Annotated in this window: 19 protein-coding genes and 1 other RNA gene; 9 read left to right on the forward strand and 11 right to left on the reverse strand. The window is 55.7% G+C overall.

The window, feature by feature from the left end:
• Positions 1–53 precede the first annotated feature (53 nt).
• A complete protein-coding gene (hemE, locus tag FHS72_RS02970) occupies positions 54–1,085 on the forward strand; it encodes a uroporphyrinogen decarboxylase (RefSeq protein WP_183525384.1) in 1,032 nt (343 codons plus the stop codon).
• A gap of 58 nt (positions 1,086–1,143) precedes the next feature.
• Positions 1,144–1,521, forward strand: a complete 378-nt coding sequence (locus tag FHS72_RS02975; protein ID WP_183525386.1) for a hypothetical protein — start codon at positions 1,144–1,146, stop codon at positions 1,519–1,521.
• A gap of 85 nt (positions 1,522–1,606) precedes the next feature.
• Here FHS72_RS02975 and hemF read toward each other — a convergent pair whose 3' ends face one another.
• Positions 1,607–2,497, reverse strand: a complete 891-nt coding sequence (gene hemF, locus FHS72_RS02980) for an oxygen-dependent coproporphyrinogen oxidase (RefSeq protein WP_183525389.1) — start codon at positions 2,495–2,497, stop codon at positions 1,607–1,609.
• Positions 2,498–2,613: 116 nt separating this feature from the next.
• On the opposite strand from hemF, the gene FHS72_RS02985 reads away from it, so the two are divergent.
• Entirely contained in the window at positions 2,614–2,997 is a 384-nt protein-coding gene (locus FHS72_RS02985) for a hypothetical protein (RefSeq protein ID WP_183525391.1), read from the forward strand.
• 1 nt (position 2,998) lies between these two features.
• Here FHS72_RS02985 and FHS72_RS02990 read toward each other — a convergent pair whose 3' ends face one another.
• Genes FHS72_RS02990 through clpS form a run of 3 tightly spaced genes read right to left on the reverse strand, consistent with a single transcriptional unit; the run spans position 2,999 to position 5,182 of the window.
• On the reverse strand, positions 2,999–3,805 hold the full coding sequence (locus FHS72_RS02990; protein WP_183525394.1) for an SDR family NAD(P)-dependent oxidoreductase: 807 nt from the start codon (positions 3,803–3,805) through the stop codon (positions 2,999–3,001).
• 36 nt (positions 3,806–3,841) lie between these two features.
• Positions 3,842–4,816 carry a class I SAM-dependent methyltransferase gene (locus FHS72_RS02995; RefSeq protein WP_183525397.1) on the reverse strand — a complete coding sequence of 325 codons (975 nt, stop codon included), beginning with the start codon at positions 4,814–4,816 and terminating at the stop codon, positions 3,842–3,844.
• 24 nt (positions 4,817–4,840) lie between these two features.
• Positions 4,841–5,182, reverse strand: a complete 342-nt coding sequence (gene clpS / locus FHS72_RS03000) for an ATP-dependent Clp protease adapter ClpS (RefSeq protein ID WP_183526497.1) — start codon at positions 5,180–5,182, stop codon at positions 4,841–4,843.
• A gap of 431 nt (positions 5,183–5,613) precedes the next feature.
• Here clpS and FHS72_RS03005 point away from each other — a divergent pair, with 431 nt between their 5' ends.
• Complete coding sequence (locus tag FHS72_RS03005; RefSeq protein WP_183526500.1) at positions 5,614–6,999, forward strand: D-alanyl-D-alanine carboxypeptidase family protein; 1,386 nt, start codon at positions 5,614–5,616, stop codon at positions 6,997–6,999.
• Between the two features lie 107 nt (positions 7,000–7,106).
• On the opposite strand, the gene FHS72_RS03010 is transcribed toward FHS72_RS03005, so the two are convergent.
• From FHS72_RS03010 to FHS72_RS03030, 5 genes are all read right to left on the reverse strand, one after another.
• Entirely contained in the window at positions 7,107–8,702 is a 1,596-nt protein-coding gene (locus FHS72_RS03010) for an ABC transporter ATP-binding protein (RefSeq protein ID WP_183525400.1), read from the reverse strand.
• On the reverse strand, positions 8,699–9,841 hold the full coding sequence (locus FHS72_RS03015) for an ABC transporter permease (RefSeq protein WP_183525403.1): 1,143 nt from the start codon (positions 9,839–9,841) through the stop codon (positions 8,699–8,701). The genes FHS72_RS03010 and FHS72_RS03015 overlap by 4 nt, the downstream gene beginning before the upstream one ends.
• Positions 9,842–10,921, reverse strand: a complete 1,080-nt coding sequence (locus FHS72_RS03020; RefSeq protein WP_183525406.1) for a microcin C ABC transporter permease YejB — start codon at positions 10,919–10,921, stop codon at positions 9,842–9,844. It lies immediately after the preceding gene.
• 21 nt (positions 10,922–10,942) lie between these two features.
• Complete coding sequence (locus FHS72_RS03025; RefSeq protein WP_246414456.1) at positions 10,943–12,853, reverse strand: extracellular solute-binding protein; 1,911 nt, start codon at positions 12,851–12,853, stop codon at positions 10,943–10,945.
• Between the two features lie 176 nt (positions 12,854–13,029).
• Positions 13,030–13,545: a c-type cytochrome gene (locus tag FHS72_RS03030; protein ID WP_183525409.1), complete on the reverse strand. Its 516-nt coding sequence runs from the start codon at positions 13,543–13,545 to the stop codon at positions 13,030–13,032.
• A 119-nt stretch (positions 13,546–13,664) separates the two neighbouring features.
• Here FHS72_RS03030 and FHS72_RS03035 point away from each other — a divergent pair, with 119 nt between their 5' ends.
• Complete coding sequence (locus FHS72_RS03035) at positions 13,665–14,504, forward strand: prephenate dehydratase (RefSeq protein WP_183525411.1); 840 nt, start codon at positions 13,665–13,667, stop codon at positions 14,502–14,504.
• A 6-nt stretch (positions 14,505–14,510) separates the two neighbouring features.
• On the opposite strand, the gene FHS72_RS03040 is transcribed toward FHS72_RS03035, so the two are convergent.
• Together FHS72_RS03040 and nudC are read right to left on the reverse strand one after the other, a co-directional pair.
• Positions 14,511–14,978, reverse strand: a complete 468-nt coding sequence (locus tag FHS72_RS03040; RefSeq protein ID WP_183525413.1) for an SRPBCC family protein — start codon at positions 14,976–14,978, stop codon at positions 14,511–14,513.
• 59 nt (positions 14,979–15,037) lie between these two features.
• Entirely contained in the window at positions 15,038–15,994 is a 957-nt protein-coding gene (gene nudC, locus FHS72_RS03045; RefSeq protein WP_183525416.1) for an NAD(+) diphosphatase, read from the reverse strand.
• 285 nt (positions 15,995–16,279) lie between these two features.
• On the opposite strand from nudC, the gene ffs reads away from it, so the two are divergent.
• The 4 genes from ffs to FHS72_RS03065 all read left to right on the forward strand — a co-directional run bounded on the left by ffs (position 16,280) and on the right by FHS72_RS03065 (position 19,860).
• Positions 16,280–16,378: signal recognition particle sRNA small type (gene ffs / locus FHS72_RS03050), an RNA gene on the forward strand.
• Positions 16,379–16,551: 173 nt separating this feature from the next.
• On the forward strand, positions 16,552–17,592 hold the full coding sequence (gene rsgA, locus FHS72_RS03055) for a ribosome small subunit-dependent GTPase A (RefSeq protein ID WP_183525419.1): 1,041 nt from the start codon (positions 16,552–16,554) through the stop codon (positions 17,590–17,592).
• Positions 17,593–17,658: 66 nt separating this feature from the next.
• Entirely contained in the window at positions 17,659–19,446 is a 1,788-nt protein-coding gene (locus tag FHS72_RS03060) for a DNA polymerase III subunit gamma/tau (protein ID WP_281378235.1), read from the forward strand.
• Between the two features lie 69 nt (positions 19,447–19,515).
• Entirely contained in the window at positions 19,516–19,860 is a 345-nt protein-coding gene (locus tag FHS72_RS03065) for a YbaB/EbfC family nucleoid-associated protein (RefSeq protein WP_183525425.1), read from the forward strand.
• The last annotated feature ends 100 nt before the right edge of the window (positions 19,861–19,960 follow it).

Below are 19,960 nucleotides of genomic sequence, written 5' to 3' on the forward strand. Positions count from 1 at the left end.
TTGACATCAACGCCCCCAATTGGGACCAACCCGCAGATATAAAGGACGCCGCTATGACCCAACAAAAAACCATCCTACGCGCGCTTGCGGGTGAAACGCTTGAGACGCCACCGATCTGGATGATGCGGCAGGCGGGTCGGTATCTGCCAGAGTATCGCGCGACACGTGCGCAGGCCGGTGATTTTTTGTCGCTGTGCTACAATTCGGAATTGGCGGCCGAGGTCACGTTGCAGCCGATCAAGCGCTACGGCTTTGATGCGTCCATCCTGTTTGCGGATATTTTGCTGCTCCCCCAAGCACTTGGGGCTGACCTATGGTTCGTCACCGGCGAAGGTCCGCGCCTGTCGACCATCACAGATCCATCCGGCTTGGCGAAACTGAAACCCGCTGACGCGATCCACGAACACCTCGCACCTGTTTATGAAACCGTCCGTATCCTGTCACGCGAATTGCCCAAGGAAACGACGCTGATCGGCTTCGCTGGCGCGCCATGGACCGTCGCAACCTACATGATCGCAGGTAAAGGAACGCCTGACCAAGGGCCCGCACATGCGCTCAAATCAGCGGATCGGGCAACTTTCGAAGGTATCATCGACATTCTCACGACCTCCACTATCGAATACCTGTCGATGCAAATCGACGCAGGTGCCGAAGTCGTGAAACTGTTCGACAGCTGGGCAGGTTCACTGCAAGGCGACGATTTCCACAACTACGCGATCAAACCGGCGCAAAAGATCATCGCAGCGCTCAAAGAACGGCACCCGGATGTGCCCGTCATCGCTTTCCCACGCGGGGCTGGCGAACGGTACATAGGCCTGCATGCAGCAACTGGCGCAGATTGCATCGCAGTTGACGACGGCGTGACAGCGGAATGGGCCGCTGCAAACCTGCAAACCGGCGGCTGCACCCAAGGGAATCTGAAATCATCGCACATGGTTACAGGCGGCCAGGACCTGATCGATGAGGTCAAACGCATCAAAGCAGCGTTCGCCAACGGTCCGCATATATTCAACCTCGGACACGGCATCACTCCCGATGCTGATCCGGAAAACGTACAGTTGATGATTGATACGCTGCGGTCATAAATCAGCCGTGTTCTCAAAAGATAATCGGGGCCATAACGACAAGGCCCCGACCGCAAATATGTTCCGCACACTACGCCGCATCTTCTCGCGCATACGCTTTGTATTGAACGCCATCAGATCCGCGATCTACGGCATCGCACTTGTGGCAGCTATATGGATTGTCGCTCTGCCGGCGTCCGAGACGGAAATCGCAAGATTCAATCTGCCCCAAACGGCCAGCGCAGATGCCGAAGGGCTGCGGCATTACCGTATGACAAAATTGCTGCTGCTCGTCGGCACTGATCGCACGTTCGACATGATCGCAAAGCAATCTGGTGCAGCCATGTCAGGCGACGAGTTGCAACTCGCACTACAAATCGCTGTCAGCGGCAACCCAGCTCAAACGCAACCATCTGTGCAATCGGGCGCAAAGTTCATTCCTGCGCGCACCGATTAAGCTTCTTTGACTTTCTCTAAATCCCGAGGGATTGGGGGCTGGCCCCCAACACCGATTTTTCGCGAAAAATCGCGTGCGCCTCAGATCACACCCACTTGGCCATCGGTGGCAAGCTCATCAAAACAGCGTCGGCGTCATGGCCAGTAGCCAAGCCGAACTTTGTCCCGCGATCATAAACCAGATTGTATTCGGCATAGAGACCGCGATGCACCAACTGGGCATTCTTGTCGGCTTCGGACCAATCGGTTCCGCGACGTTTTTCGACCAGAGGTACATAGGCAGGCAAAAATGCCCGCCCGATATCTTGCGTCAATGCGAAATCTTTAGCCCAATCCCCCGTGTTGCGGTCATCCATAAAGATGCCACCGACGCCTCGGGCGCGTTTACGGTGCGGAATATAGAAATATTCGTCCGCCCATTCTTTCAACGCCGGATATAATTCCGCACCATGCGAATCGAGATGCTTTTTCTGGGTGCCGTGGAAGTGCGCGGTGTCGTCTGCGTACTCCAAACACGGGTTCAAATCTGAGCCGCCACCAAACCACCACGCATGTGGGGTCCAGAACATCCGTGTGTTCATGTGAACGGCGGGGGCATGTGGGTTTTGCATGTGGGCTACCAACGAAATGCCCGACGCCCAAAAGCGCGGGTCGTCGTCCATGCCCGGCACACCACGGGCTGCCATCGCTTTTTGCGCAGCATCGCCCAGCTTGCCGTAGACCGTCGAGATGTTCACCCCGACCTTCTCAAAAACCCGACCGCCGCGCATCACAGACATCAATCCGCCACCCGCGTCGCCGCCATCGTCCGCTGTGCGCGTCGTTTCAGACACCTCGAAGCGGCCCGCAGGCATGTCCGCAGTCGGACCATCCGTCAACGTATCTTCTAGATCTTCAAAGGAAGCGACGATCTCGTCGCGCAATGTCCGAAACCACGCAGCAGCGGTTTCTTTCTCGGTTTTCATCTCGTCTGACATGCATCTTCCTTTAGTCTGATATTGCATAACATTCTGTGCTATAGCATGCCATAGTCCGGACCACAGACCCTTGATTCAGATCAATCCAAGTGGTCACGAAATCGAAGGATATTCTCATGCGTACCGCTTTATTTATTGTTCCCCTTCTGTTGACGGCCTGTGCGACCCCACGCGAGGCCTGCATGAACGACGTCAACCGTGAAGTCCGTATTCTTGACGCTTTGATCGGCGAAACACGCGAAAATCTGGCCCGTGGTTTTGCGGTCGAAGAGCGTCAGCAAGTCCGCACACGGCGCACATTCTGTACTGGCCGCAACAGCGATGGCTCTCGGTTCCGGTTCCGCTGCGATAAAACCAGCACGATCAAACGGAACGTTCCTGTCGCGATTGATTTGAATGCGGAACGGGCAAAGCTTGTGTCGCTTGAGCAGCGTCAGGTTCAAAACATCTCGAATGCCGAATCGGGTATCGCCCAGTGCATTGCGCGATACCCTGAGTAAATTAATGCCCGGATACGGCCGCCGGATCGATCAACGTCCGGCCACCGTCGACCGTGATAATTTGACCCGTCACAAAACCAGCCGCATCAGAAGCGAGATACTGAACCGCGTCTGCGACTTCGTTCGGGCTGGCAATCCGGTGCAACGGTGTGCTTTGCACAATCGCAGCGCGCATTTCATCGTGCTCGCGCAATGTGCCTTTCAGGCTCGCGCTCATCACCGACCCAAAAGCTACGGCGTTCACGCGAATCCGCTTTGACGCAAGCGCTACAGCCATCGAGCGTGTCATCTGATCCAGTGCGGCAGAACTCACCGAATACGCTAGCAATTCAGGATGCGTGCGACGTGCCGCAATCGAGCTGAGGTTGACAATCGACCCGACAGAGGCATTTTCATCGCTACCTTCGGCCTGCTTGATCATCCGACGCGCAACCGCTTGGGACAACCGCAGGGCCGTCATCAGGTTTTGATCCATCAAATCTTCGACGGATGTATCATCAACGCTCAACGGATCAGACAACAGCACCTGCCGCGATGCGTTCACCAGAATATCGACACGCTCAAACGCATCAATCGTCGCTGAGAGCAGGTTCGCAATCGTCAGTTTCTGGCGCAAATCGCCCGAGAAAATGCGCGCCTTGCTGTCGTCCTCGGCATAATCGCTGACCTCGGCTTTCAGGCGGTCTTCGTCCATGTCCGCAAACACAACGTTCGCGCCCATCTTGAGGAAATGTTTTGCAATCGCGAGACCAACACCGTTGGCCGCACCCGTGACAATGGCGGTTTTGCCTTCGATAGCGAATGACATCTGCAGATTCTCCGATCAGGCCAGTTCGGCCTTTATTCAGCGCAGCGGGCGCGTGGCGTGAAACACTTTGAACGCGTTATTCTGCGCGATTTTCTCAACATTGCGGAACGCGTCATTCAAGGCTTGCTCGTAGGGCAAGTGACGGTTTGCAACCATCCACAGTTTGCCATGCCCCGCCAACATTTTTGCAGCAGAGGCGATAAACGTGCGCCCAAGCGACGGGTCAGCACTGCGGCCCACATGGAACGGCGGGTTCATCACGATCCCATCATAGCCCTTTGCGGGGCGATAATTTGTGGCATCTTCCCACAGAAATTTCGCACGCGGATCTTGGACATTCAGGCGGGCGCAGTTCAGCGACAACGCCTCCGCCTCAATCAAATCAAGGCTTTGCACGCCAGCGCGTCCCAAAACAGGACCAGCGAGATATCCCCAGCCAGCCCCAACATCGGCCATATGCGCAGGCAATTTCGCAGGCAGGCTTTCAATCAACAGCTTGGACCCAGCGTCAATCGCACCATCCGAAAACACGCCAGCGGTCGTGATATACCCATGGTCACCTTTGGCGGGCGCAGGGGCGGTCCAATCAGCAAAGGCGTCCGTCGCTTCGAACCAGAAAATCCGACCATGATCCTTTGGGATCGAGGGCAGATCACCTAGCGCCTTGCGACACATCTTGAAAATACTATCGACACCATCAGTCTTGGTGCCGTCAATGACGACCAGTTTCGCTTTGCTCGCAGCCTCGGCAATCATGGCTTTCGCGAGCGCCTTAGCACGCGGCAAAACCACAATCGCAGTCTCGGCCTGACCAAAATCATCAGAAACGGGGTAGCCGGCATTCAGCCAACCAGCCGCATCAGGCTTAAATGTATGTTGGATGTGCAGCCGATCTTGCGGCAATTCATTCACGTCATAGTCCAAAGGTGGACGCATCAGACGAACGGGACCGTCAGGCAGCGTTAGCGAACCTTCGGTCAGGGCGGTGGACAGGCGGGAATACGCGGACATCAGCGGCGGAGTAACGGCGAACCGTTATTCCTTCTCCATCGTACATTGCAGCGGATGCTGGTGGCGTTGGGCAAAATCCATCACTTGGGCGACCTTTGTTTCTGCAATCTCGTGGCTATAGACACCGACAACGGCGAGCCCCTTTTTGTGTACTGTGAGCATCAATTCGAACGACTGTGCGTGCGACATCCCAAAGAACCGTTCCAGCACCATGACCACAAATTCCATCGGCGTGAAGTCATCGTTCAGGATCATCACCTTATAAAGCGGCGGGCGCTTTGTCTTTGGTTTCACGTCAAGTGCGACGCCGACATCATTGTCGTCGTTGTCTTTGCGATCGGCCATTAATGTGACGTTACTCAACATGCTACGGGTGTTTCCTAAGGGCAGTGCCATTGCCCTTCTATATAAGACAGGTGGCGGTCAAGAAAACCCCCATGCATCGGCAAAAAAATGTTAGTGTTTCAGGCGCGGTTCGGTCTCACAATCTAGCATACCATAGCTGATCTAGCGAGACCCACCTGACCACACCACAACATCTCGCGGTGTGGCAGGATTCACACCACGAAAGTCTTTGAAAACAGTTTCTTTACCACATCGGATTCGCTGTGCTAGCGTCGTTCCAATCAATAAGGTCACCGCGTCAAAAAGCGGGACCACGAGGCAGATCAAAATAGCGAGGCAGCGACGTGGCAAGTCGTCTAAAGCAGTGCGCGTTCAGCGTAACACTCTTCTTATTATCCGTGTTGGTATCCGTCGTGGCACCAGTGCAATCCGTAGCAGCACCTTATGCGGCGATGGTCATGGATGCGCGAACCGGCGAGGTTTTGCATTCACGCAATGCCGATACACGCCTGCACCCTGCATCACTGACCAAAATGATGACGCTCTACATCGCATTCCAAGCGATCCAGCGCGGCGAAATCACGCTCGATACCGAAGTGCGGATTAGCGCGAACGCGGCCTCAGAACCGCCATCGAAATTGGGCCTGCGCAGCGGTCAAACGATCAAGCTGCGCTACCTTTTGCGGGCCGCAGCCGTCAAATCTGCCAATGACGCTGCCACGGCAATCGGCGAAGCCATTGCAGGTTCAGAGGACGCATTTGCGACCCGTATGAACCGCACCGCCGCTGCGATGGGCATGACAAACACGACATTTCGTAACGCCCACGGCCTGACCCAAAGTGGTCACATGTCGACTGCACGTGATATGACCGTGCTTGGTCGTCATGTGATCTACGACTTTCCGCAGTATTATAACCTGTTTTCGCGGATCAGCGCAGATGCAGGTGTGGCTCGTGTGGCCCACACAAACCGTCGTTTCCTGAACTCTTACGAAGGTGCTGACGGCATCAAAACAGGCTATACAAACGCTGCCGGTTTTAACCTCGTGGCATCTGCACAACGCGGCCAAGAGCGGATCATCGCGACAGTCTTCGGCGGATCATCCACTGCCGCACGGAACGCACGAATCGCCGAACTCATGGACATGGGCTTTCAACGTGCCCCATCCAACGTGCGCGTCAACGAACCAACACCGCCCGCAGCCAATGAATTGGTGTCCGGCAATGTGTCGCCTGCAACAAACGGCGGCTCTGGGAAAACGATTCGCGTGACAGGTCTGGTCCAGGCCAGCATGCGCCCGCAGCAACGCCCCGCAGCCGACGCGCCGCAGCTTGATGTGAACACCGACCTGATCGCCAGCCTTCTGGCAGAAAGCGTCGATACCGAATCAATCGATACGGCATTGAGCGAAGCACTCGGCGAAGCGGTCCTTACGGAAAGCGCCTACGAAGTCTCACCAACCGCTGAAAGCACCGAAATTCTAACAGCACCAACACCACAAGCGCGTCCCGCAGAACTGATCACCGCATCCGTACAAGGACCATCCCAACAGATCGAAGCCACACCCGAAATCGTCACACGCATCTCAACGTCCGGCGGACGTCACTGGGGCGTGAACGTCGGACGGTATCCATCGCGCTATGCGGCGGAACGGGTGTTGCTGAAAGTAGCACTGAACGAGATGACAACGCTCGACGGGTCATTGCGCCGTGTCGTGCAACGCTCTGGCGGGTTCGACGCCAACTTCATGGGTCTTACCCGCGAAGGCGCTGATCTGGCCTGCCGCCGATTGCAGGCACGCGGAACGTCCTGCTTTATGATCGGCTCTGATAGCTAATCCATCCGAAAACGTATTTACAGGACGTCGCGAGAAATCGCGGCGTCCTTTTTGTTTGTAACGATGTGCCGTGAGTTGTTTTGGCGAAATGAAGGGCGGCGTGGTGCCTAAATTGTGCGGCCTTCGAATGCTGCAGCCATCAAGGCGCGCGTGTAATCGGTTTGGGGCGCGTCAAAAATAGCATCGGCGTCCCCTGCCTCGACGACGTCGCCTTGCTTCATCACCATGACCTTATGCGACAACGCGCGGACGACTTTGAGGTCGTGCGATATGAACAGGTAGGCGAGTTTGTATTTCTGTTGCAGATCGCGCAGCAATTCAACGATTTGAACTTGGACGGTCATATCAAGCGCAGATGTGGGTTCGTCGAGCACCAGCAGCTTGGGGCGCAAGATCATCGCCCGTGCAATTGCGATTCGCTGCCGTTGACCGCCTGAGAATTCGTGCGGATAGCGATCCATCAGCGCTGGATCCAGACCGACCTCTGCCATGATCTCGGCCACCATTTCACGACGGTCCCGAGTGGGATCAATCTCGTGGATCGACAGCCCTTCGGCGATGATTTGTGCGACGGTCATGCGCGGAGACAGCGATCCGTATGGGTCTTGGAAGACGATCTGCATCGCGTTGCGCAACGGGCGCATCTGTTTTTGATTCAGAGCGTGGATTTCTTTGCCTTGAAACGTGATCGCCCCTTCTGACCGGATCAATCGCATGATCGCAAGGGCAAGCGTCGTTTTTCCCGATCCGGATTCGCCAACCACGCCGACCGTTTCGCCAGCGCGCACCGTTAGCGTCGCGTTGTTCACCGCTTTGATATGGCCCGCAGTGCGTTTCAGCAGGCCGCGATGGATCGGGAACCAAATTTTGACAGCATCAGTTTCGAGCACAATCGGCGCATCAGCGGGCACGGGCAGTGGTGTGCCGGTCGATTCGGCAGCGAGCAGCATCTGCGTATAGGGATGCTGCGGATTGCTAAAAATCTCGGCCGTCGGGCCAGTTTCTACAATTTCGCCGCTCTTCATCACACACACGCGATCCGCGATTTTGCGGACAATCGTGAGGTCGTGGGTGATGAACAGCAGACTCATCCCTTTGCTTTGCTTCAACTCGGCAAGCAGGTCCAAAATCTGTGCTTGGATCGTGACATCAAGCGCCGTTGTCGGTTCATCCGCGATCAGCAGTTCAGGATCATTCGCAAGCGCCATCGCGATCATCACGCGTTGCCGTTGTCCGCCGGATAGCTGATGTGGATAGGCCCCTAGCCTGCTTTCCGCGTCGCGAATGCCAACTTGGTTCAACAGTTGCACAATCTTATTCGTGACTGCAGTCCCGCGCAGCCCTTGGTGTAGTTCAATCGACTCGGCCAGTTGCTTTTCCAGCGTATGCAGCGGATTCAAAGACGTCATAGGTTCTTGAAAGATAAAGCTAATATCGTTGCCGCGCACCCGCCGCAGATCGGCTTCTGGCGCATCGACCATCTGCGTGCCATTATACTTGATCGAGCCGTCAACATGCGCGCTATCGCCCAGCAGTTGCACCGTCGAGAGCGCCGTTACCGATTTCCCCGACCCGGATTCACCAACAATCGCAACGGTCTCGCCCTTGTGGACCTGAAACGAAACAGCGCGCACAGCGTGGGTTGTTTCCCCGTCTTGGCGAAATCGGACATTCAGCTTTTGGACATCAAGCAAGGCGGTCATGAAAAGGTCTTTCTCGGATCGAACGCGTCGCGGACGCCTTCAAAAATGAACACCAGCAACGACAGCATGACGGCGAAGGTGGTGAAGGCGGTAAAGCCGAGCCATGGTGCTTGCAGGTTTTGTTTCGCCTGCAACGTCAACTCGCCCAAAGATGGCGCCGACGATGGCAAGCCAAAGCCCAGGAAGTCCAGCGACGCGAGGCCACCAATCGCACCCGTCACGAGAAACGGCAGCATCGTCACGGTCGCAACCATTGCGTTCGGCAACATGTGGCGGAACATGATCGTGCGATCGGACACGCCTAGCGCCTTGGCCGCCCGGACATATTCAAAGTTTCGGGCGCGCAGAAATTCGGCCCGCACCAGCCCCACCAAGGCTGGCCAGCCAAACAATATGGTTAAGAACACAAGCAGCCAGAAACTTCGCCCCACAATCGCAAACACGATGATAATCACGTAAAGCGACGGCATGCCGGTCCAAATCTCGATGAAACGTTGAAAAATCAGGTCAGTCCAGCCGCCGAAATACCCCTGCACAGCGCCTGCGAGGATGCCGATTAACGATGATCCAATCGTGACCATGCCCGCGAACAGGATCGACAGACGGAACCCGTAGATGATCCTAGCGGCAACATCGCGCTTGGTGTCGTCAGTGCCGAGGATATTGGTGTCAGACGGTGGCGCAGGTGCGACGCCGCGCACGTCGACAATCGTATTGTAAGAATATGGGATCGGCGGCCAGATCGTCCAGCCTTTTGCGAATCCGTCAATGTCGGGCTTGCCACCGCTTTCCACCATTTCAAGCAATCCGTCGGGATCGTCAAAGCAATCCTCCAGCCCGCCCGTCGCGATCAGGCACTTCACCTCGACATCGCCGTAAACCGCCTCTGTCGGGAAATCGCCGCCAAAGTCACGCTCTGAATAGAACGTCATGATCGGCATCCGCAATTCGCCGCGGTAGGACACGAGGATCGGTTTGTCGTTTGCGATGAACTCGGCAAACAAGGACAAAATAAACAGTGTCGAAAATATCCATAACGACCAAACCGCACGCCTATTGCGATTAAAATTCCGCCAGCGACGCTGGTTGAGTGGCGACAGGAGTTTGCGTTTCGGCTTTGCGATTGCTTGAGTAGTCATCTAACCGCGCCCCTCAAAATCAATGCGTGGGTCGATAAAGACATAGGTAATATCCGTTAAAATTCCCACGACCAGCCCCATCAGCGAGAATGCGAAAAGCGTGCCAAACACGACTGGATAGTCGCGGGCAACTGCGGCCTCAAAGCCCAGACGCCCTAAGCCGTCTAGCGAGAACAGCGTCTCAATGATCAAGGAACCGCCAAAGAAAACGCTGATGAACAACGCCGGAAAGCCTGAGATCACGATCAGCATCGCGTTGCGGAAAACATGGCCGTAAAGCACTTTTTTCTCGGACAATCCCTTGGCCTTGGCCGTGATCACGTACTGCTTTTTGATCTCGTCGAGAAAGCTGTTTTTGGTGAGCAGGGTTAGCGTCGCAAAGGCCGAAATCGTGGATGCCAGCACGGGCAATGTGATGTGCCAGAAGTAGTCCAACACCTTGCCAATCATCGACAATTCTTCAAAGTTCGCAGAGGTAAGACCGCGCAGCGGGAACAGGCGGTAATACGACCCGCCCGCGAACAACACGATCAGCAAGATCGCGAACAAAAAACCCGGAATGGCATAGGCCACAACAATCGCAGCCGAGGTCACAGTGTCGAACCGCGACCCGTCTCGCACCGCTTTTTTGATACCCAACGGGATCGACACGGCGTAGGCGATCAACGTGGACCAAAGGCCAAGCGTGATCGACACCGGCATCTTTTCCAAGATCAGATCAACTACGGAAATCGACCTGAAATAGCTCTCGCCAAAATCAAACCGGATGTAATTCCACATCATGTTCAAAAATCGCTCAAGTGGCGGTTTATCAAAGCCAAATTGGCGCTCTAGGTCAGCGATGAAATCCTTGGATAGACCGCTTGCACCCGGATAAGCACTATCTTCTTGGCCGCCTACATTCGCATCACCACCACCACCAGCGATAGATTCGAACACGTCACCGCCGCCTTCCATGCGCGCAATAATAGTCTCAATCGGCCCACCGGGGACAAATTGGGTCAGTGCAAAGTTCAGGATCATAATCCCCAACAAAGTGGGGATCACCAGCAGTAGCCTGCGAAGGATATACGCGCCCATGAGGTCTTCCTTTTGGGCCGCTTATCGCAGCGCGCCAGCCGATTTCAAAGCCTCAAATTTCTCGTCGTTGAACCACCAGTAATCAAGGTGCCCAAGACCGAATTCCGGCAGGTTCTCTGGGTGCTCATACATATCAAAATAAGCGGCCCAGTTCTTGCCAAGATACCAAATCGGTACAATGAAATACTCGTGACGCATGATCCGATCCGCGGCGCGCACAAGAGCTGCCATCTCGTCGTAATCATCGGCCGCGGCGATCTGATCACCGATCGCGTCAATCGCTTCGGAACAATAGCCAGCTGGATTGAACACGTCGTCTTTATCTTCGCAGCCAAATTTCTGTGAGAAACCAGTGCCTTCTTGCAGTCCGTTGACCCAGTAGCCGAACAACATTTCGAAATCATTATCTTGGGTCCGAGCCTGATACTGCGCCGGATCAACACGATTATACGTGATATTCACACCAAGTCGTTTCAGGTTTTCGATGTACGGATTGATAATCCGGTCAAAGCTTTGGCGCGTCTCTAAAAACTCCACATCCAGCGTTTTACCGTCCGCATTGCGCAATAAACCATCGTCGCCCGTGACCCATCCGGCCTCTTCCATCAGCGCCAAGGCTGCACGCAAATTGCCGCGATCAAGTGGGCGGTCGCCAGACCTATGCGGCATCACCGCTTCGGTCGTCAAAATCTCGGGGTCAATCTTGTCGCCTAACGCTTCGAGGATTTCCAACTCGCGGCCAGTGGGCAAGCCAGCAGCTTTCAAACGGTCATTTTCCCAAAAGCTTTCGCGTTGCTGGAACAACCCGTACTGCAAATTATCGTTGGTCCACGTAAAGTTATAGACGAGACCTATCGCCTGCCGCACACGCCGATCCGCGAACTTTGGGTCACGCAAGTTAAATACAAAGCCAGTCGCCGCAGGCAATGTCCCGTCTTCGAATTCCTGACGCACGACCCATTCGTTTTCAATCGCTGGGAAATCATAAGACGTCGCCCAGTTGATTGAACTGGTCTCGGTGCGGAACGTGAATTCACCAGCCTTGAATGCTTCAAACGCTGCCGACGTATCCGCGAAATACTCGATTCGAATGCTGTCGAAATTCCCGCGACCAACATTAATCGGCAGGTCCTTGCCCCAATAATCGGCGTTGCGTTCGTAAATAATCTGACGGCCTGGATCTACCGACGCGGTGACGTATTCGGCCGTGCCGGGCGACGCCTCTAACCCTGATTGATCCATCCGTGCGCCGGTTTCTTCGAACCACGCCTTTTGCATCACCAGCGCGTTGGCCATCTGGATGATCCGGCCACGTGTCGGCGCGTCAGGGTTAAACGTGAATTTGACCGTGTAGTCGTCCAGCGCCTCGTAGGTGTCGACCAACGCAACGATGCCCTGACGGAATGACGGCGTCGATTGCTCGCGCATCAATTCATGTGTGAAAATGACGTCTTCTGCCGTCATCGGACGGCCATCGGAAAACGCGACGTCTTTGCGTAAATTAAAGATCACCCAACTTTGGTCGTCAGGATACTCCAGCGTTTCGCAAACAAGACAATACATCGTACCAACTTCGTCCGAGGTGGCAGTCATCAACCGTTCCCAAACGATCGAGGACAACGCACCGGGGGTCCCTTCGAGGGTGGCAAAAGGGTTCATGCTGTCGAATGTGCCGCTCGCGGAAATCGAAATCTCCCCACCCAACGGCGCATCGGGGTTCACGTAATCCAGATGTGCAAAATCCGCCGGATATTTAATATCGCCGTATTCGTTATAGGCATGGCTAACCGTCACGTTATCCTGCGCAAACGCTTTACCCGCCAGCAACATCATCCCCACCAAGATCGCAGTACCAGACATCCACACCGCCTTGCGCGACGCGGTGACGTCATGAGTTCGGGCAATGGCATGGTTTTGGTGGCGATTTTGCATCTTATTCTCCGAAGGGGGTGTCAAACGTGACATTGATACGAAAGCTAACCAGACAAATCGAACATTCAAGTTGAGAATGCGTGAACACGTCGTGATCGGCCTGTTTCCAACCACTTAGATACAGAAAAGCCGCCCCAAACACTGGGACGGCTTGATTACGCAGCGATCAGTCGGGCTTAGCCGCCAACGGATGCCAAATATGCGATCAGGTTTGCACGGTCTTCGATCCGACGCACACCGTTAAAGTTCATTGCAGTGCCCGGCGCGTAGCCCTTCGGATTTTCAAGGAACGCGTTCAGATTTTCAGGCGTCCACTGCTCTGCCACAGCAACCAAGCTGCCAGAATAGCCAAATCCGTCTACAGAGCCAACCGGACGCTCAACGACACCGTTCAAGTGAGGACCAACGCCGTCTGTCCCGTCGAGTTTGTGGCAAGCCGCACAAGGGCGGAACGCACCTTCGCCAGCAGCCGCATCAGCCGTAGCAAAAATCTCTGCAAATGGCGGGCCTTCTTCGACGACTTCATCAGTCGCGCCGTCAGCAACGGGAATCACATAAGCCTGATCTTCGTCGCCGTGACCGCCGCCACCGCTGTGATAGATCGTCTCGGCAGCCCATCCGCCAAGCAAAAAGGCCAGAAATGTGCCACAGATGCCGCCGATGGCTTTTGTCGTAGTCATTGTGTCGAACATGTCGCGTTCCAATTCGTTCGCAGTTTTGCGGCTATCTATCCGCTTCCGTACCTTGGTTGCAAGGTATAGTCCCGCGACCAATTGCCCTTTTTGGGTATCATGTGGCGGAGGTGTTAACAATGAATGGCAAAATCGCATTTCAGGGCGAACTTGGTGCATATGGACATCAGGCCTGTGCAGAAACCTGCCCCGATTACGCTCCGCTGCCCTGCCCCACCTTTAATTCCGCCATCGAAGCAGTGCGCAATGGCGATGCTGCGTTGGGTATGATCGCCGTTGAGAACTCGACCTATGGTCGCGTGGCGGACGTGCATTCACTGCTGCCGGAAAGCGGTTTGAACATCGTTGACGAGGCGTTTGTACGGGTTCACATCAATCTTCTGGGTCAAAAAGGCGCGGATTTAGCGCAAATCACTGACGCACACGGACATGTTGTGATTCTTCCGCAATGTGCTGGCTTTTTGACCGAACACGCGATTCGCGGTGTCGTCAGCTCTGATAACGCCAAGGCCGCACGCGATGTGGCCGAAGGCACCGATCCGACGCAAGGCGCGCTTGCCTCCGAATTGGCCGCCGACATTTACGGCCTCGACGTGCTAGCCCGCAATATCGAAGACCAAGACAACAACACGACCCGCTTTATCGTCATGGCTCGCGAGCCGAACTATACGCGGCGCGGTGACAACGGCATGATGACCAGCCTCGTTTTCCGCGTGCGCAACATTCCTGCCGCGCTTTTCAAGGCAATGGGCGGCTTTGCGACCAACGGCGTCAACATGACCAAGCTGGAAAGCTACATGGTCGGCGGCACATTCCAAGCGACGCAATTCTATGCTGAAATCGAAGGCCATCCCGACGACGCGAATGTGAAACTCGCATTAGAAGAGTTGGATTACTTCACAGACATGGTGCGTTTAATGGGCGTCTATCCCGCTGCGACGCGGCGCCATTCATCCTGATCGGGATCAGCTCCCGCGCCGATAATCCGCTTCAATGCCGCCGACTTGATCGTCGACGCGGCCAGCAAAGCGTTTGTTCAGATTACCCTTGGCCAACTTCAAGGACTGCAGCAACAACCTCGCCGACAATGACTTTGCGGTCATTGTCACACTCACCGCCACGCGCGTTGTCTTTGGCGACAAAGCGATCAAGTCCACCTTTGTCACGCTATTCAAACCCGTCGCAACGGTATCAATCTCTAGCGCTTCTGGTGCCGCAATCGTCGTCACAGTCGCACGCAAATTGCGGTTCTTTCCACGAAATGTGAATGCAACATCCCACGCGGACCCGACGCGAACAGGGCCCATGCCATCGACGCGATCAACCTGCGCACCACGCCGCAGCGCCTGCCGCTCGTACCCGTCGAAATTCGCAACCTTCTGAAAGACATAGTCAATCGGGGCATCAATATCTTTATGCGTGGTAAACTTCATTACTCATCCAATCAAAATCGGGCGCGGGCATTCGCAAACCTGCGCCCCGAATCACTCAACTACTCCAACGTATTCGACAGCCAATTGTCCAAAAGGAAATGCGCAATCGCCCCCTGTCGGGCGGGTTTCATCACGGGGTGTTGCCCCGCAAAAACAATATGCATATCCGCGCGGCTCACCCACATCGCATCCTCAAGCTCTTCTGCATCAACCACAATGTCGTCGTCCAGTGCCTCGCCCATACAGCCAAACATCAATGACGCCGGAAACGGCCACGGCTGACTGGCCAGATACGACACCTGCCCCACCGTAATCCCGCTTTCTTCTTTCACTTCGCGACGCACAGCGGCCTCTAACGTTTCGCCCGGCTCAACAAAGCCCGCGAGCAGTGAATACATGCCTTCAGGCCAGCCCGGCGAACGCCCAACCAGCACATTGTCGTCTTTGGTTATTAACATAATGACAACCGGATCGGTGCGCGGGTAGTGTGACCGTCCACAAGACGGGCAATCACGTTGCCAACCGGCCATGCTAAATGCGCTTAATTGCCCGCAACTGCTACAAAAACGGTGCGTCTCGTGCCACCCGAAAACCGCACGCGCGGTCGCTGCAAGTTCGGCGTCTCGTGGCGAAAGGTTTGTCATGATCGCGCGCAATTCGGCAAAGATAGCACCGTTCGTTGCGGCAGGGTGAATCTGCTCTGACGGATCAAGAAACGTGTTCAACATCGTTTCGTCCAGTTCATCCGGCGACCAAGCACTAATATCAGCCGCAAAAATCGGTGCGCCCGCATCACGACCAAGATAGACATAACCGCTCGCGGCATCGGCCAGCATGCTGTCATCCGTTGCAACCCTAACGAGTCTCGCGCGATCTTTTTCAACGAGAGGCTTGCCGCGCCATAGAACAATCACCCTACATGCAGGATCATCCCACAACCTACGGGCGACTTTACGTTCATGTGCAGCCCGATCTAGACCAGACCCGCCAAACGTTACTGTTTCTGCATGTTTCATAAATGCTGCAATGTCATGTCAACGGTGCAATTTCAATTCCTAGCTGACTGATGATTTGTCAAATTCGGCCCTAAATAGGTAAAATCGAGTGCCTCTTGCCCCTGTGCCAGATTGAACAATCCGCCAATTTCGCTTGCCCAAAGCCCGTCGCGGCGCCTGATTTACAGCGACAAATCCGCAAGTCACCGGCAACGGCGGCGGTGATTTCGGGTTTCGTGGCCTTACACTTTCATTCAGTGGCTGACCCGCCCTTGCACGATGCAAAACACCCGCGTATATAGACGGTGAGAGGTTGGCGCGGGCAAGTGCCTCGCCAACCTGGTCAGGTCCGGAAGGAAGCAGCCACAACGAGCCCCACTTGGGTCGATGTCCAGCCTCTCACCTCAGCGTCTTTTGCATCGCAAAAGCGCTGTTTGCGAAACACATCCCTCAGCCAAGGAGGATCATCATGACTGTATCCTTCTCCACCCCGTCAGGGCAGCGCTGAGCGATCCCGCTTCCCTTACAGATCCACGTCAGCCATTGATGTGTGATGATCTATTGCGAGGGACTTCGCTTTGACAAACCCAACACAGACAACATTAGCCGATCTAGGCTGGACGAATTTTTACCAATCCCAAGTCGATATCGACGAGGTGACAACCACGACACCCGCTCGCGTGCGCGGCGTACACCGAACCCAAATCTCGGTCATCACGACAGACGGTACAACCGATCTGACGCTTGACCCCGGCATGTCTACCGCCGAAATCGCGATTGGCGACTGGGTGCTGTGCGATCCGAAATCTGCGCTTATGATCCGCCGTCTTGACCGTATTTCAACGCTGCAACGCGGATCAGACTACCAACACGGCGAACGCCAGCTGATCGCCGCGAACATCGACACGCTGTTTATCACCACGTCCTGCAACGCGGATTTCAACGTGGCCCGTCTCGAACGCTATCTGGCACTCGCCTATGATGCGGACGTGACACCTGTTATTTTGTTGACCAAAGCAGACCAAACAGACGATCAGCAACACTACATCGACCAAGCCCAAGCGTTAGGTCCGGACCTCGCCGTTGTGGCAGTCGACGCCCGCGATGTAACCGAAACCACCAAACTCACCCCTTGGACTGGCAAAGGCCAAACCGTTGCACTGGCCGGATCATCCGGCGTCGGAAAAACCACGCTCACCAATGCGCTAACCGGCGAAAACGGTGCGACCCAAGGCATCCGCGAAGACGACGCCCGTGGACGGCACACCACCACAGGCCGCAGCTTGCACCATTTACCCTCAGGCGGCTGGCTAATCGACACCCCCGGCATGCGCGGCCTCGGCGTGGCAGATGTTGTGGCAGGCATTAACGAAGTTTTCTCTGAAATCTCGTCCCTCGAACACCAATGCCGCTTTCGCGACTGCAAACACGACGGTGAACCCGGATGCGCCGTGACCGCCGCCATTGCCGCAGGTGACGTGACACCAGATCGGCTCAAACGGTTCCAAAAACTACGCCGCGAAGACGCAATAGCCACGGAAACCACGGCCCAAGCCCGCATTCGCAACAAAAAGTTCACCAAAGTTGTTAAAAAAGCCGTCAAAAAGAAGAAACGTTAATAACCTTCACGGGCGTGGCCTCAACCACGCCCGTAACGGTGGACGCGGCGCAGCCTTGCGCATAGTTTGACCCAACACGCAAAACCCGAAAGTTCGTTTATGCCCGACGCCCCCGCCTATCAGGTCCTCGCCCGCAAATATCGGCCAGAAACCTTTGTCGATCTCGTCGGCCAAGACGCCATGGTGCGCACGCTGAAAAATGCGTTCGCGGCAGACCGGATCGCGCAGGCTTTCATCATGACAGGCATCCGCGGGACGGGAAAAACTACCACCGCACGGATCATCGCCAAAGGCATGAACTGCATCGGTCCTGACGGCAACGGCGGCCCAACGACCGAACCTTGTGGTGAATGCGAACATTGCACGGCGATCATGGAGGGGCGGCACGTTGACGTCATGGAAATGGACGCCGCATCGCGTACAGGTGTCGGCGATATCCGCGAAATCATCGATTCGGTGCATTACCGCGCGGCCTCTGCCCGCTATAAAATCTACATCATCGACGAAGTTCACATGCTGTCCAAAAACGCGTTCAACGCGCTTTTGAAGACACTCGAAGAACCGCCAGCGCACGTTAAATTCATCTTCGCGACGACCGAAATCCGGCAAGTGCCCGTGACTGTGCTATCGCGTTGCCAACGGTTTGACCTACGCCGCATTGAGCCCGAAGTCATGATCGCGCTGATGCAAAAGATCGCCAAGGCCGAAGGCGCAGAAATCCACGACGATGCGCTCGCCCTCATCACCCGTGCAGCCGAAGGGTCAGCACGCGACGCGACGTCACTACTAGATCAAGCCATCAGCCACGGTGCTGGTGAAACCACCGCCGAACAAGTCCGCGCCATGCTGGGTCTCGCGGATCGTGGCCGCGTGCTTGACCTGTTCGACATGATCCTGCGCGGCGAAGCAGCACAGGCGCTGACCGAGCTTTCTGCGCAATACGCCGACGGTGCAGATCCGCTCGCTATCCTGCGGGATCTTGCCGAAATCACCCACTGGGTCAGCGTCATCAAAATTACGCCAGATGCAGCCGACGACCCAACCATCAGCCCCGATGAACGCACACGCGGCCAAGCCATGGCAGACCAATTGCCAATGCGCGTCATGACCCGCCTCTGGCAGATGCTCTTGAAAGCATTGGAAGAAGTCGCCGCCGCCCCCAACGCAATGATGGCCGCCGAAATGGCCGTGATCCGCCTGACGCACGTAGCCGACCTGCCAACACCAGACGAGTTAGTGCGCAAACTCAAAGACGCAACACCACCAACTGCAGGCCCATCCGGCGGTGGACGACCCGCGCCGCAAGGCGGATCAACCAACGCCATGGCCAACACACACGCCCCAACGCATAGTGGCCCATCAGGCCCTTCCGCATCGGGTGGCGCACAAACCGCCGTCGCACTCGCCACCGACGCGCTGCAACACTATGCAACGTTCGAAGATATCGTCGACCTGATCCGCCGCCACCGCGATGTGAAATTGCTCGTCGAAGTCGAAACTGGCATCCGCCTCGTCGCCTACCAGCCGGGCCGGATCGAAGTGCAACCAACTGCTGACGCAGCGCGTGACCTTGTCGGACGGCTCGGCTCGCGGCTGCAAGCATGGACTGGTAACCGCTGGGTCATCACCGTGCGCGACGAAGGCGGGGCAGACACAATCGCCGAACTGCGCGACGCAGCAGAGAATGCCGTCAAAGCCGAAGCAGCAGCGCATCCGCTCGTGCAAGCCGTCATCGCAGCCTTCCCAAAGGCCAAAATCACCGACATCCGCACCGAGGCCGAAAAGACGCAAGACGCCTTTGAAGGGGCCCTGCCCGAAGTCGACGAAGAATGGGACCCCTTCGACGACGAATAAGCAGCACACCCCTTGTCCGCACAGGGTCGGGGCCGTATCTCTAAACAAACGAATGCAAGGAGAACTCAGATGTTCAAAGGCTTAGGCGGCCTTGGCGATATGGCCAAGATGATGAAATCCGCACAGGAAATGCAGGGCAAAATGGCCCAGATGCAAGAAGATCTCGAAAACATGATGGTCACTGGCGAAAGCGGCGCGGGGCTTGTCAAAGCCACAGCAACCGCCAAGGGCGAACTCAAAGGTCTCGACATCGACCCATCCATTTTCGACCCAGACGAAAAAGAAGTCGTCGAAGATCTGATCCTCGCCGCCATCAAAGACGCGCAGCAAAAAGCAAACGAACGGGCGCAGTCCGAAATGCAAAAAATGACCGAAGAACTAGGTCTGCCAGCTGGCATGAACCTTCCGTTCTAACCGGCTGTGCACTTCATTTCGCCAAAACAACTCCGGGGGTTTGGGGGCTGGCCCCTAACCTCGGTTTTTCTAGAAAAATCGTACGCATTTTCGCGAAAAT

The sequence above is a fragment of the Yoonia ponticola genome, from assembly GCF_014199395.1.
Lineage (GTDB): Bacteria > Pseudomonadota > Alphaproteobacteria > Rhodobacterales > Rhodobacteraceae > Yoonia > Yoonia ponticola.

Excerpts from the sequence above, each read along its gene's own strand:
- FHS72_RS02990 (WP_183525394.1), bottom strand. The coding sequence starts at position 3,805 with ATGTCATTCGCTATCGAAGGCAAAACCGCCATTGTCACGGGTGCGGCC.
- FHS72_RS03005 (WP_183526500.1), top strand. The coding sequence starts at position 5,614 with ATGGTCATGGATGCGCGAACCGGCGAGGTTTTGCATTCACGCAATGCC.
- FHS72_RS02995 (WP_183525397.1), bottom strand. The coding sequence starts at position 4,816 with ATGTCCGCGTATTCCCGCCTGTCCACCGCCCTGACCGAAGGTTCGCTA.
- nudC (WP_183525416.1), bottom strand. The coding sequence starts at position 15,994 with ATGAAACATGCAGAAACAGTAACGTTTGGCGGGTCTGGTCTAGATCGG.
- FHS72_RS03030 (WP_183525409.1), bottom strand. The coding sequence starts at position 13,545 with ATGTTCGACACAATGACTACGACAAAAGCCATCGGCGGCATCTGTGGC.
- FHS72_RS03040 (WP_183525413.1), bottom strand. The coding sequence starts at position 14,978 with ATGAAGTTTACCACGCATAAAGATATTGATGCCCCGATTGACTATGTC.
- FHS72_RS03025 (WP_246414456.1), bottom strand. The coding sequence starts at position 12,853 with ATGCAAAATCGCCACCAAAACCATGCCATTGCCCGAACTCATGACGTC.
- FHS72_RS03065 (WP_183525425.1), top strand. The coding sequence starts at position 19,516 with ATGTTCAAAGGCTTAGGCGGCCTTGGCGATATGGCCAAGATGATGAAA.
- FHS72_RS03035 (WP_183525411.1), top strand. The coding sequence starts at position 13,665 with ATGAATGGCAAAATCGCATTTCAGGGCGAACTTGGTGCATATGGACAT.
- FHS72_RS03020 (WP_183525406.1), bottom strand. The coding sequence starts at position 10,921 with ATGGGCGCGTATATCCTTCGCAGGCTACTGCTGGTGATCCCCACTTTG.
- FHS72_RS03010 (WP_183525400.1), bottom strand. The coding sequence starts at position 8,702 with ATGACCGCCTTGCTTGATGTCCAAAAGCTGAATGTCCGATTTCGCCAA.
- FHS72_RS02985 (WP_183525391.1), top strand. The coding sequence starts at position 2,614 with ATGCGTACCGCTTTATTTATTGTTCCCCTTCTGTTGACGGCCTGTGCG.
- FHS72_RS03015 (WP_183525403.1), bottom strand. The coding sequence starts at position 9,841 with ATGACTACTCAAGCAATCGCAAAGCCGAAACGCAAACTCCTGTCGCCA.
- hemE (WP_183525384.1), top strand. The coding sequence starts at position 54 with ATGACCCAACAAAAAACCATCCTACGCGCGCTTGCGGGTGAAACGCTT.
- clpS (WP_183526497.1), bottom strand. The coding sequence starts at position 5,182 with ATGTTGAGTAACGTCACATTAATGGCCGATCGCAAAGACAACGACGAC.
- hemF (WP_183525389.1), bottom strand. The coding sequence starts at position 2,497 with ATGTCAGACGAGATGAAAACCGAGAAAGAAACCGCTGCTGCGTGGTTT.
- FHS72_RS02975 (WP_183525386.1), top strand. The coding sequence starts at position 1,144 with ATGTTCCGCACACTACGCCGCATCTTCTCGCGCATACGCTTTGTATTG.